This is a genomic window from Grimontia sp. SpTr1, assembly GCF_947387585.1.
GTDB lineage: Bacteria > Pseudomonadota > Gammaproteobacteria > Enterobacterales > Vibrionaceae > Enterovibrio > Enterovibrio indicus.
This window is the reverse complement of record NZ_CANDOD010000021.1, coordinates 11,916-25,229: the sequence shown is the minus strand read 5'-3', so window position 1 is coordinate 25,229 and position 13,314 is coordinate 11,916. Positions and strand designations below refer to the sequence as shown.

Sequence of the window (13,314 nt, the reverse complement as noted above, 5' to 3'; positions counted from 1 at the left end):
TTCGCCGGTGAGTTGTATTCAGGCTTTATGGAACAAAAATTCAGAGTTTCCTATGCGTAAGATAACGATTCTTGGTGCAACCGGCTCAATTGGTACCAGCACGCTTTCTGTGATTGAAAAGAATCCTCACGCCTACGAGGTTTTCGCGCTCGCGGCGAATGCCAACGTCAATGAAATGCTTCTTTTGTGTCTGAAGTGGCGTCCAAAGTTTGCCGCTATGGCGAATGCTGAAGCTGCTGCAAGTTTACGTCTGGCATTGAAAAATCAAGGCTGTGCGACAGAAGTGCTCAGCGGGATTGAAGGTCTTTCTGCGATTTCTGAGCACACTGATGTTGATACTGTCATGGCTGCAGTGGTGGGGGCGGCGGGGCTTATTCCTACTATGGCAGCAGTGAAGGCTGGGAAACGCATACTGTTAGCAAATAAAGAAGCGCTGGTGATGTCTGGGCAATTCTTTATCGATGCGGTTCACCAATACGGCGCTGAGCTCCTGCCCGTCGACAGTGAACACAATGCGATTTTCCAGTGTCTTCCTGCAAGTATTCAATCGCGTCCGGGTGTTTGTGATTTGGCCTCAGAAGGGGTTAGCAAAATCCTTCTTACAGGTTCTGGTGGTCCGTTCCGTTACACTGATTTGGCCCTTCTTCAGGAAGTGACACCAGCTCAAGCTATTGCGCATCCGAACTGGTCGATGGGGCCTAAAATTTCCGTCGATTCTGCCACTATGATGAACAAAGGCCTCGAATATATTGAGGCGCGCTGGCTGTTTAATGCCAGTCGTGAACAGTTGGATGTCATCATTCATCCTCAGTCGGTGATCCATTCGATGGTACAGTACCGTGACGGTTCTGTACTGGCACAAATGGGTTTGCCTGACATGTGTACACCTATCGCTTACGCAATGGCTTATCCGGACCGTATTGAAGCGGGTGTGAAGCCTTTGGATTTCAGTGAAGTGGGTGAATTCACTTTCCTTAAACCTGATTTCAACCGCTATCCATGTTTGAAGCTGGCGATTGATGCCTGTTACGTGGGTCAGGCTGCAACAACGACTCTAAATGCAGCTAACGAAGTCGCGGTTGAAGCATTCTTGCAAGGGCAAATTGGCTTCATGCAGATTGCTGAGGTGAATGATGCTGTGTTACAACGGGCGGAGTTATCGGAACCATCCTGCATTCAAAGCCTCTTAGAGATAGATGACAAAGCACGTGTCATGGCTCAGAAAAGGATTACGGAGTTAACACAATGAGCGCCATTCTTTGGAACCTGCTGTTTTTCCTCATTGCACTCGGCATTTTGATTGCGGTACATGAGTACGGCCATTTTTGGGTTGCGCGTAAATGTGGTGTGAAAGTTGAGCGCTTTTCGATTGGCTTTGGTAAGTCGATTTGGAAGAAAGTGGGCAAAGATGGCACCGAATATACGTTAGCGATGATCCCGCTGGGTGGCTACGTCAAAATGCTCGACGAGCGTGTTGACGATGTCCCTGAATCCCAGAAAGAGCAAGCATTCAATAATCGTCCACTGTGGCAGCGCAGTGCGATTGTTGCTGCAGGGCCAGCAGCAAACTTTTTGTTTGCTATTGCCGCTTATTGGCTGGTGATGATCATTGGTGTACCAGCAGTAAAACCGATTATTGGTGATGTCGCTCCCCATTCTATTGCTGCACAAGCGGGCATTGAACCGGGAATGGAACTAACTGAAATCTCCGGTATCAAAACGCCAGATTGGGAATCGGTCAATTTTCAGTTGATTGCCCACATTGGTGACAGTGAGATGACGCTGGCAGTCAAACCTGATGAGAATGCTGCCTATGCGATTGAGAAGAAGTTGGACTTAGCGACATGGTCTTTCGATCCTGAATCTCAGTCAGCACTGCGCACTCTGGGAATGACGCCTTACCGCCCGGAAATCACCAATGTGCTTTCCAATGTAATGGAAGGCAGTGCGGCAGAAAGAGCCGGGTTACTGGTAAACGATAGACTACTGTCTCTGGGTGATAAGCCCGTTACGGAGTGGTCTGGGGTGGTAGAAACTATCCGTGCAAACCCTGGACAAGCTCTGTCTGTTCTTGTCGAGCGTGACGGTGCTGAGGTGTCTTTGACCCTGACCCCTGACGTGAATGAACAAGATGGTAAGGCAACTGGCTACGCTGGTTTTGCGCCGCATGTTGAGCCTTGGCCCGAGTCGCATCAGCTGACACTTCAGCATGGTCCTTTGGATGCGGTTCCGGCTGCGATGGACAAAACCTGGCAGGTGGTATCACTGACTGCTGGGATGATTAAGAAGCTGTTCACAGGTGATGTGGCAGTAAAGAATTTGAGTGGACCTATCTCAATTGCAAAAGGTGCAGGGATGACCGCAGACTTCGGTCTGGTATACTTTCTCGGCTTTCTCGCACTGATCAGCGTTAATTTAGGCATTATTAACCTGTTACCGTTACCGGTTCTTGATGGCGGACACCTGTTGTTTTTTGGTATTGAAGCCGTGACACGTCGCCCCGTCTCTGAACGAGTGCAGGATATGGGATATCGGGTAGGTACAGCAATCATCATGGCGTTGATGGCTGTAGCGATATTTAACGATTTCGCCCGACTATAAACATTCAGCGTTTAGCAAGGAAATGTCAGAGCAAGCAATGGCGATGAAAAAACTTCTTATAGCCTCTCTTTTATTCTCAAGTTCTGTTACGGCCGATGAGTTCGTAGTAGAAGATATTCGTTTTGAGGGGCTTCAGCGCGTCAGCCTCGGTGCTGCGTTGCTCGCAATGCCGGTACGGGTTGGCGACAACATCGACGAAGGCGATGTTTCCGGGATCATCAAATCCCTGTTTTCCACCGGCAACTTTGAAAACGTGCGCGTCTTCCGTGATGGCGATGATCTGTTGGTCAAAGTGATTGAACGCCCAACGATTGCCAGCGTGTCTTTCTCAGGCAATAAAGCCATTAAAGAAGAACAACTGGAAGAAAATCTTTCCGCTTCTGGCCTTCGCGTGGGCGAGTCACTGGACCGCACCAAGCTTTCCAACATCGAAAAAGGTTTGGAAGATTTCTACTACAGCGTGGGTAAATACAATGCTGTCGTGGATACGGTGATCACCCCGCTTCCGCGAAACCGTGCTGATGTGAAATTTGTCTTCACTGAAGGCGTTTCAGCAAAAATCCAACAAATTAACTTTATTGGTAATGAAGTCTTCTCTGACGATGAACTCAAGTCCAACTTCGAGTTGCGCGCTGATGTGCCTTGGTGGAACTTCCTTGCCAACGAACAGTATCAGAAACAGGCGTTGGCAGGAGATCTAGAAAACCTGCGTTCATTTTACCTCAATCGCGGTTATCTGAAATTCCGTGTTGAGTCCGCCAATGTTTCTATCTCACCGGATAAAAAAGGCGTCTATATCACCCTGAACATTGATGAGGGCGAACCTTACACGGTGGCAGATGTCAGCTTCCGAGGCGGTAAAAACAGTGCTGAATTTGCCGCCCTGGTGCCTTTCGAAGACGGTGAGACTTACAACGGTCAAAAAGTGACGCGCCTTGAAGATGAAATCAAGCGTAAACTGGGTGAACAAGGCTATGCCTATCCTCAGGTTTCCACTATTCCTGAGTTTGATGACGAAGCGAAGACCGTTGCTCTTAACGTGAACGTAGAGCCGGGTAAGCGTATTTATGTTCGTAACATCAAGTTCTCTGGTAACCAAATCACCAAAGACGAAGTGCTGCGCCGCGAAATGCGCCAGATGGAAGGCTCTTGGCTGAACTCTAAATCTGTAGAGACCAGTAAAGATCGTCTGAATCGTCTGGGCTTTTTTGAAACCGTTGATGTTCGCACTTCCCGTGTGCCGGGTACGGATGATCAGGTAGACGTTGAGTATGTGGTTAAGGAGACCAACTCCGGTAGCGTGAACTTTGGTATCGGTTACGGTACCGAGTCGGGAATCAGCTTCCAGGCAGGTCTTCAGCAGGATAACTTTGCGGGTACAGGTAACCGCTTTGGTGTCAATGCAATGATCAATGACTACCAAAAGAACCTGACGCTGGATTATCGTGACCCTTACTTTACCTTGGATGGTATTAGCCTTGGTGGCCGTATTTTCTTCAACGAGTTTGAAGCCTCTGATGCAAACATTGTCGACTATACCGACAAGAGCTACGGTACCAGCCTGACCTGGGGTTTCCCATTCGACGAAATTAACTATTTCGACTTCTCTGTGGGTTACACTCACCGCCAGATCGAAAATCTGGGCGGTTATTACCAGATTCAAAAGTTCCTCGATTCGATGGGCGACAGCGTGACTGATGATGGTGGTCTCGTGGTCGATGACTTTGACTGGTCGGTAAGCTGGACGCGAAACAACCTGAACCGTGGTTTCTTCCCAACAGCGGGCAACTACCAGCGTGCGTCATTCCGTATGACAGTGCCAGGCTCTGATGCCCAGTACTTCAAAGCGCAATATGATGTTCGCCAATATTTCCCACTCGATGAAGGACACAACTTCTCCTTCCTGATGAGAGGACGTTTGGGTTACGGCAACGGCTATGGCAGTAACGACGAGAATGATTACCTGCTTCCGTTTTATGAAAATTTCTATGCAGGTGGTTACTCAACGCTTCGTGGTTTCCGCTCGAATACAGCAGGTCCAAAAGCCGTTTATGACCAGGGGGCAGGCAACAACCCAGCGCTTGTAGGCAGTAACGACTCTGTCGGTGGTAATGCGATTGCATTGGCCAGTGCCGAACTGATTTTCCCGATGCCATTTGTTTCTGAAGAGGCGAGAAGTGCGATTCGAACCAGTGTGTTCGTGGATGCAGCTTCAGTATGGGATACCGAATACGACCTGAATGATGCGCGTGTCATCAGTGGGCAGGAATACATTTACGACTATAGCGATCCATCGAACTACCGGGCATCGTATGGTGCAGCGATTCAATGGCGCTCCCCAATGGGACCGCTGGTTTTCTCGCTGGCTAAACCAATCAAGAAATACGAGGGTGATGATGAGGAATTCTTCACCTTTACCATTGGCCGTACGTTCTGATTTCAACATTAGGAGAAAAGTTTGAAACCTATTATCAAAGCGGCAGGCCTGAGCCTCGCCATTGTTACTGCTTCTTTTTACGCAACAGCGGCAGAAGCTGCACAGAAAATCGGTTATGTTGCGACTGGCCCGGTGTTGGCGCAAATGGCGAAGAAAAGTAATGTTAATGATCAGCTTCGTAAAGAGTTCAAAGATCGCATCGCGGAAGTGGATCGTCTGAGAGATCGTCTGGAAAAAGGTGTCGATAAGCTTCAGCGTAATGGCGAATTGATGAGCGAAGCAGAGCGCACCAAGCTTCAGCGTGAGCTGCAGGCTTTGGACGCAGATTTCAAACTGAAAGCGAAAAACCTTCAGGAAGACCAGCGTAAGCGTGGAGCAGAAGAAGAGCGTAAGCTTGTTCAGAAGCTACAGAAAACCATTGAAACAATTGCCAAGAAAGAAGGCTATGACATGGTCATCAATAGCCAGGCTGTGATGTACGCAAGCCCGAAAGACGACCTGTCAGAAAAAGTACTGAAAGCAGTGAAATAAGTAAGGTAGAAAATGGCTTCTATTACGCTCGCTGAATTAGCGGAAAAACTGGGTGCAGAACTGCACGGTGATGGCAGTGTGCAAATCACTGCCATCGCGGGTATGGATAAAGCTGGCGAAGGAGAGATCACCTTCCTTTCCAGCAGCAAATACCGCAAACATCTTGCTGAGTGTCAGGCAAGTGCTGTGATGGTTAAGGAAGCCGACCTGTCATACTGCACCGGAAATGCACTAGTGTTGAAAGACCCGTATCTGGGATATGCATTAACCGCACAATTGCTGGACACCACACCTGCCTGTGCGGTTGATATTGCCCCAAGTGCCTATGTTTCACCGACAGCGAAGCTGGGGAATGGCGTCGCCGTTGGCCATAACGCTGTGGTAGAAGACGGCGTAGAGCTCGGCGACAACGTGCAAGTCGGTGCTGGCTGCTTTGTAGGCAAAGATACCAAGTTAGGTGCCAATACCCGTCTCTGGGCAAACGTGACGGTTTACCACAATGTGGTGATAGGAGAGTCTTGCCTTGTGCAGTCGGGTACCGTTATCGGTTCTGATGGCTTCGGTTACGCAAACGACAAAGGCCGCTGGGTGAAAATTCCTCAAGTGGGTCGCGTCGTCATTGGCGATCGCGTTGAGATTGGTGCTTGTACCACCATCGACCGTGGCGCGATTGAGGATACCGTGATTGCTGATGGTGTGATTATCGACAACCAGTGTCAGATCGCTCATAATGTTTCGATCGGTGAAAATACCGCCGTTGCAGGGGCAACCACAATGGCTGGTAGCCTTAAGATCGGCAAGCATTGCATTATTGGTGGTGCGACCGTCATTAACGGCCATATGGAAATTACAGATGGTGTCACGATCACTGGTATGGCGATGGTGATGCGACCTATCACTGAACCGGGCATGTATTCTTCGGGTATTCCACTTCAGACCAACAGAGAGTGGCGCAAGACCGCTGCACGAGTGCTGAAAATCGAAGACATGCATAAACGATTGAAAGCCGTTGAAAAACAGCTAGAAGACAGCGAGTAATAGCCGTCCGCGATGGCCTGCTCTGGTGGTTCATTTCGATAAATTGTCGGAACGAACCTGCAGTGTGGGCCATTTGTGTTATCAGCCAATTCAACGACATATAATAAGTATTTCATACAGGAATAAAACTTTGAGTCGCGAAAATAAAATCCTGACAGTTAACGAAATTAAAGAACTGCTGCCACACCGCTATCCATTTCTGCTGATTGACCGTGTTACTGATTTCGAAGAAGGCAAATACCTTCACGCGATCAAAAATGTCTCTGTGAATGAACCACAGTTCACGGGTCATTTCCCTCAGCTGCCTGTATTTCCGGGTGTATTGATCCTCGAAGCGATGGCGCAGGCGACCGGCCTTCTGGCATTTAAGACCTTCGGTCAGCCAAAAGAGAATGAACTGTATTACTTTGCCAGTATCGATAACGCAAAATTCCGCGCGCCGGTAACCCCTGGTGACCAGATGGTTCTGGAAGTGGAATTCCTGAAAGAGCGTCGCGGTATTGCTGCGTTCACAGGCGTTGCTAAAGTTGATGGTAAGGTTGTTTGCTCAGCTGAGCTGAAGTGTGCCAGAAGAGAGTTTTAATCGTGATTCATGAAACCGCACAAATCCACCCAACGGCTGTTGTGGAAGAAGGCGTAACCCTTGGCGCAAACGTCAAGATCGGTGCCTTTTCTTTCATCGGCACCGGTGTGGAAATCGGTGAAGGCACCGAAGTCAAAACGCATGTTGTGATCAAAGGGCCAACCAAAATTGGCTGTGAAAACAAAATCTATCAATTCGCTTCTATTGGCGAAGAGTGTCAGGATCTCAAATACGCGGGTGAACCTACCACGTTGATCATCGGTGATCGCAACACCATCCGTGAAAGCGTGACCATGCACCGTGGCACTATTCAGGATGAAGGCACCACGAAAGTGGGCAGTGACAACCTGTTCATGATCAATGCTCATGTTGCACATGATTGTGTGATTGGCGATCGCTGTATCTTTGCGAACAATGCAACGCTGGCTGGCCACGTAACAGTGGGTGATTACGCGATTGTTGGTGGTATGACCGCGATTCACCAATTCTGCACTATCGGCAGCCATTGCATGCTGGGCGGTGGTTCGATTGTGGTTCAGGATGTTCCTCCTTATGTGATGGCTCAGGGTAACCACTGCGCACCATTCGGTATCAATGTGGAAGGTCTGAAGCGCCGTGGCTTTGAAAAGAGTGCGATTAAAGCAATCCGAGCTGTTTACAAAGAGCTTTATCGCTCGGGTAAGACTCTGGAAGAAGCCAAGAAACAGATCCTTGAAATGTCGAAAGACGAGCAGGCTTTGCAGCTGTTTGTAGAGTTTTTCGAGAACTCAAGCCGAGGCATTATTCGCTAATGGCTAAGCCACTTCGAATTGGAATTGTCGCCGGGGAAATCTCCGGCGATATTTTAGGTGCCGGTTTTATCAAGGCAATCAAAGCCAAATATCCAGACGCGGAATTTGTGGGCATTGCTGGCCCTCGCATGAAGGCATTGGGCTGCGAAACACTGTTCGACATGGAAGAGTTAGCCGTGATGGGCATTGTTGAAGTGCTCGGCCGCTTATCGCGTTTGCTAAAAGTGAAGCGTGAGCTTGTCGACTATTTCACGGCTAATCCGCCTGATGTGTTTGTCGGTATCGACGCGCCAGATTTCAATCTGCGGCTCGAAAAAGATCTCAAAGACAATGGCATCAAAACCGTTCACTACGTCAGCCCGAGTGTATGGGCGTGGCGTCAGAAGCGCATTTTTAAAATTGCTGCAGCCACTGATTTAGTCTTGGCACTTCTGCCTTTCGAAAAAGCCTTTTACGACAAGTTTGACGTTCCCTGTGCATTCGTTGGTCACACCATGGCAGATGACATCCCGATGGTGAGTGACAAAGCTGCGGCAAAAAAACTGTTGGGTTTAGAGCAGGACAAGCGCTATCTCGCCGTATTACCGGGCAGCCGTGGTGGTGAAATGAAGTTGCTGGCACCAACCTTCATCAAAACCTGCAAACTGCTCAAAGCAAAATATCCGGATATCGGCTTTGCCGTTGCGCTGGTGAATGAAAAACGCCGGGCCCAATTTGAAGAAGCATGGCAACAAACGGCACCAGAACTGGATTTTGTGCTGGTGGATGATACTGCGCGCAACGTGATCATTGCTTCTGACGCGGTGCTGCTGGCCTCTGGCACCGTCGCGCTTGAGTGCATGCTGGTCAAACGTCCAATGGTGGTGGGTTACGAAGTGAATGCGATCACTGCCTGGATAGCCAAGCGCATGGTTAAGACTGAGTTCGTTTCTCTGCCGAATATCCTCGCAGGTCGTGAACTGGTGCCAGAACGTCTTCAGGAGGCCTGCACGCCAGAAACCTTGGCGAATGATGTTTCCCGTTTTCTCGACAGTGACAACACCGCTTTGATGGCGGAATTCACCCGCTTGCATGAAATTATCCGCTGCGATGCTGACAAAACATCTGCTGATGCAGTGCTGAATCTGATAGGACGTTAGTCAATGGACTTCGAACCTTTTGTATATCCTGACGCTAGGCTTATCGCTGGTGTTGATGAAGTCGGACGGGGCCCTTTGGTGGGGGCAGTGGTAACGGCTGCTGTTATTCTCGATCCCAATAAGCCAATTGAAGGGCTGACCGACTCCAAAAAACTGACTGACAAAAAACGCGCAGTGCTCTTTGAGGAAATCAAAGAAAAAGCACTGGCTTGGTCATTAGGCCGTGCTGAGCCGGAAGAGATTGATGACATCAATATTCTTTCTGCCACCATGCTGGCTATGGAGCGAGCAGTGGCTGGCTTAAACATCAAGCCGGATTTTGTCTTGATTGATGGCAACCGTGTGCCGAAGGGACTCAATATCCCTGCAGAGGCGGTTATTAAAGGTGATTTGCGTGTGGCGGAAATCAGTGCAGCTTCCATTCTGGCCAAGGTTGTTCGAGACCGGGAAATGGAAGAGTTGGACGCGCAATACCCGCAATACGGCTTTGCCAAGCACAAAGGTTATCCAACTAAGGCGCATTTTGAAGCGCTTGCTGAACATGGTGCTATCCCCGAGCACCGAAAGAGCTTTAAACCTGTTAAGAACGCGCTCGGCATTGCATAATGTTTCGGGAGGGATTATCTCATTCCTCCCACATTCACAACAATAAATCAGTAACGTAAGAGTACTATGTCAGACCCACGCTTTATTCACCTTCGTGTTCACAGTGATTTTTCTATGGTCGATGGCCTCGGCAAGGTGCCTCCATTGGTCAAGAAAGTGGCAGAGCTAGGCATGCCGGCGATGGCATTGACGGACTTTACCAACCTATGTGGCTTGGTGAAGTTCTACAACACGGCGCAGAGTACGGGTGTGAAACCGATTATCGGCGCTGACTTTAAAATGCAGACGGACGCTTTTGGTGAAGATCTCTGCCAAATTACCGTACTGGCTGCCAACAACATCGGTTATAAAAACCTTACGTTACTGATTTCAAAAGCCTACCTTCGTGGTCATATCCAGCATCAACCTGTTATCGATCAGGATTGGCTGGTTGAGTTGAAAGAAGGCCTTATCATCCTTTCGGGTGGACGTCGGGGCGATCTGGGCAAAGCCCTACTCAAAGGTAACGCAGGTCTGGCTAATCAGTGCGCAGCCTTCTATCAAACTCATTTCCCTGATGCGTATTACATCGAATTAATGCGAACAGGGCGCCCGGATGAAGAGGCTTACCTTCACTTTGCGCTCGACTTTGCGGCCGAACATGATCTTCCCGTTGTTGCGACCAATGAGGTGTGCTTCCTGACTGCGGATTTGTTTGATGCCCATGAAATCCGCGTCGCGATCCATGATGGCTACACACTAGAAGATCCCCGCCGCCCGAAAAACTACAGTCCTCAGCAGCATCTTCGCTCAGAAGAAGAAATGTGTGAGCTGTTCCATGACATTCCTGAGGCGTTGGCAAACACAGTAGAAATTGCCAAACGCTGTAACGTCACTGTTCGCCTCAACGAATACTTCCTGCCCGCCTTCCCGACTGAAGGCATGGAAGAAACCGAATTTTTGGTGATGAAGTCGCGGGAAGGTTTGGAAGAACGTCTGGAATTCCTGTTCCCGGATGAAGAAGAGCGCCTGAAACGTCGACCTGAATACGATGAGCGTCTTGAAGTCGAACTGGAAGTGATCAACAACATGGGTTTCCCCGGTTACTTCCTCATCGTTATGGAGTTCATCCAGTGGTCGAAAGACAACGCGATTCCTGTGGGGCCAGGCCGTGGTTCCGGTGCGGGCTCGCTGGTGGCCTATGCGCTTAAAATCACCGACCTTGATCCACTGGAATACGATCTGCTGTTCGAACGATTCCTGAACCCTGAACGTGTTTCCATGCCCGACTTTGACGTCGACTTCTGTATGGATAAACGCGATCAGGTGATTGACCACGTTGCTGAGATGTATGGACGTGATGCGGTATCCCAGATCATTACCTTCGGTACCATGGCTGCCAAAGCGGTAATCCGTGATGTGGGGCGTGTACTTGGTCACCCTTATGGTTTTGTTGACCGTATCTCTAAGCTGGTGCCACCTGATCCGGGGATGACGCTGGAAAAAGCCTTTGTGGCAGAGCCACAGCTGGGTGAAATTTACGAAGCGGATGAAGAAGTCCGCGAGCTTATCGATACCTGTCGCATTCTGGAAGGCTGTACACGAAATGCCGGTAAGCACGCGGGTGGTGTGGTTATCTCGCCAACCACCATTACCGATTTTGCTCCTATCTATGCTGATGCTGAAGGTCACTTCCCGGTTACCCAGTTCGATAAGAATGACGTAGAAACTGCGGGCCTCGTGAAGTTTGACTTCTTGGGTCTGCGTACCCTGACCATCATCGACTGGGCGTTGGGACTGATTAACCCGCGCCTAGAGCGTAGCGGTCAGGAGCCGGTGCGTATTGAGTCTATTCCGCTCGAAGATGCAGCTTCATTCCGCGTATTGCAGAACTCAGAAACCACGGCGGTATTCCAGCTCGAATCACGGGGTATGAAAGAGCTGATCAAACGCCTTCAACCTGACTGTTTCGAAGATATCATCGCACTGGTAGCCCTTTTCCGTCCCGGCCCGTTGCAATCAGGCATGGTAGATAACTTTATCGACCGTAAGCACGGACGAGAAGAGATCTCTTACCCTGATGCGACTTGGCAGCATGAGTCACTGAAAGAAATTCTGGATCCAACCTACGGCATCATTCTTTACCAAGAGCAGGTGATGCAGATTGCTCAGGTGCTGTCTGGCTATACCCTGGGTGGAGCAGACATGCTCCGCCGTGCAATGGGTAAGAAAAAGCCAGAAGAGATGGCGAAGCAGCGCGCAACCTTTGAGAGCGGTGCAATCGCAAACGGTGTGGACGGCGAGTTGTCGATGAAGATCTTCGACTTGGTGGAGAAATTCGCAGGTTATGGCTTCAACAAATCGCACTCTGCAGCCTACGCTTTGGTTTCCTATCAAACACTTTGGCTGAAAACACACTATCCGGCGGAATTCATGGCAGCGGTAATGACCGCGGATATGGATAACACCGATAAGATCGTTGGCTTGGTAGAAGAGTGTCGCCGCATGAAACTCACCATGCTGCCACCGGATGTGAATGCGGGTCTATATCGATTCAACGTCAATGAAAAAGGCGAAATTGTTTACGGTATCGGTGCAATCAAAGGTGTGGGTGAAGCGCCAATCGAAAACATCATCAAAGCCCGTCAAGAAGGCGGTTACTTCCGCGATCTGTTCGACTTCTGTGCCCGCATCGACACCAAGAAGGTAAACAAGCGTGTGATTGAAAAGCTAATTCAGTCAGGCGCCATGGACCGATTAGGCCCTCACCGTGCAGCTATGACGGCTTCTTTGGATGATGCACTGAAATCAGCGAGCCAACACCACCAGGCAGAAGCGTTTGGTCAAACTGATATGTTCGGTGTACTCACTGATGCACCGGAAGAGGTGGAGCACAAATACGCGAAAGTGCCGCCATGGCCTGACAAAGTCTGGCTGGAAGGTGAGCGTGAAACGCTAGGGCTTTACTTAACAGGACACCCAATCAACAGCTATGTGAAGGAGCTGAAGCATTACATCACTTGGCGCCTTGAAGATGCTCATGCCACCAAACGTGATGTGGTTTCAACGGTGGCTGGTCTTGTTATCGCCGCGCGTGTTATGACCACTAAGCGGGGCACACGTATCGGTATCCTGACATTGGATGATCGTTCAGGCCGCATGGAAGTGATGCTGTTCTCAGATGCGCTAGAAAAGTATCTGGATCTCATAGAAAAAGACAGAATTTTGGTGGTATCGGGACAGGTCAGCTTTGATGACTTCAACGGTGGCCTTAAAATGTCGGCACGAGAAGTGCTTGATATATCCCAAGCGCGTGAAAAGTACCTGCGCGGTCTTGCTATCTCAGTGACCGACAGGCAAATTGATAACAAATTTTTTGAACGATTCAGTGAGATCTTGGAACCGCACCGTGCAGGAACGGTTCCGGTCAACCTTTACTACCAGCGTGACGATGCTCGCGCCAAGTTGGTCTTAGGTACAGAGTGGCGTATTACGCCAGACGACAAACTGATCGATGATTTAAAAACGCTGCTCGGCGATAAACAGGTCGAGCTGGAATTTGATTGATACTTCGGCCCTGCCAGGAATGTGCGGGGCTATGTTATTACT

The 13,314-nt window shown here is 49.5% G+C and carries 10 protein-coding genes; all 10 read left to right on the top strand.

Annotated features, from left to right (window positions below; all coding sequences use genetic code 11):
* Window positions 1-52: 52 nt before the first annotated feature.
* The 10 genes from ispC to dnaE all read left to right on the top strand — a co-directional run bounded on the left by ispC (window position 53) and on the right by dnaE (window position 13,272).
* Window positions 53-1,249 (top strand): 1-deoxy-D-xylulose-5-phosphate reductoisomerase, encoded by a 1,197-nt coding sequence (ispC, locus tag QL223_RS22465; RefSeq protein ID WP_002536384.1) that lies wholly within the window; start codon window positions 53-55, stop codon window positions 1,247-1,249.
* On the top strand, window positions 1,246-2,601 hold the full coding sequence (gene rseP, locus QL223_RS22460) for a sigma E protease regulator RseP (protein ID WP_281546023.1): 1,356 nt from the start codon (window positions 1,246-1,248) through the stop codon (window positions 2,599-2,601). The genes ispC and rseP overlap by 4 nt, the downstream gene beginning before the upstream one ends.
* A 37-nt stretch (window positions 2,602-2,638) precedes the next feature.
* Complete coding sequence (gene bamA, locus QL223_RS22455) at window positions 2,639-5,038, top strand: outer membrane protein assembly factor BamA (RefSeq protein WP_039849606.1); 2,400 nt, start codon at window positions 2,639-2,641, stop codon at window positions 5,036-5,038.
* Between the two features lie 21 nt (window positions 5,039-5,059).
* On the top strand, window positions 5,060-5,569 hold the full coding sequence (locus QL223_RS22450; protein ID WP_002536390.1) for an OmpH family outer membrane protein: 510 nt from the start codon (window positions 5,060-5,062) through the stop codon (window positions 5,567-5,569).
* A 12-nt stretch (window positions 5,570-5,581) separates the two neighbouring features.
* On the top strand, window positions 5,582-6,607 hold the full coding sequence (gene lpxD / locus QL223_RS22445; protein WP_002536397.1) for a UDP-3-O-(3-hydroxymyristoyl)glucosamine N-acyltransferase: 1,026 nt from the start codon (window positions 5,582-5,584) through the stop codon (window positions 6,605-6,607).
* A 130-nt stretch (window positions 6,608-6,737) separates the two neighbouring features.
* The gene (gene fabZ, locus QL223_RS22440; RefSeq protein WP_002536399.1) at window positions 6,738-7,190 is read left to right on the top strand and encodes a 3-hydroxyacyl-ACP dehydratase FabZ; all 453 of its coding nucleotides are present in this window, start codon (window positions 6,738-6,740) and stop codon (window positions 7,188-7,190) included.
* A gap of 2 nt (window positions 7,191-7,192) precedes the next feature.
* Window positions 7,193-7,981: an acyl-ACP--UDP-N-acetylglucosamine O-acyltransferase gene (lpxA, locus tag QL223_RS22435; protein ID WP_002536401.1), complete on the top strand. Its 789-nt coding sequence runs from the start codon at window positions 7,193-7,195 to the stop codon at window positions 7,979-7,981.
* Window positions 7,981-9,120, top strand: coding sequence for a lipid-A-disaccharide synthase (gene lpxB / locus QL223_RS22430; RefSeq protein ID WP_002536402.1), 1,140 nt, complete (start codon window positions 7,981-7,983; stop codon window positions 9,118-9,120). The genes lpxA and lpxB overlap by 1 nt, the downstream gene beginning before the upstream one ends.
* A 3-nt stretch (window positions 9,121-9,123) precedes the next feature.
* Window positions 9,124-9,726 carry a ribonuclease HII gene (rnhB, locus tag QL223_RS22425; protein WP_281546022.1) on the top strand — a complete coding sequence of 201 codons (603 nt, stop codon included), beginning with the start codon at window positions 9,124-9,126 and terminating at the stop codon, window positions 9,724-9,726.
* A 66-nt stretch (window positions 9,727-9,792) separates the two neighbouring features.
* Window positions 9,793-13,272: a DNA polymerase III subunit alpha gene (dnaE, locus tag QL223_RS22420; RefSeq protein WP_002536406.1), complete on the top strand. Its 3,480-nt coding sequence runs from the start codon at window positions 9,793-9,795 to the stop codon at window positions 13,270-13,272.
* The last annotated feature ends 42 nt before the right edge of the window (window positions 13,273-13,314 follow it).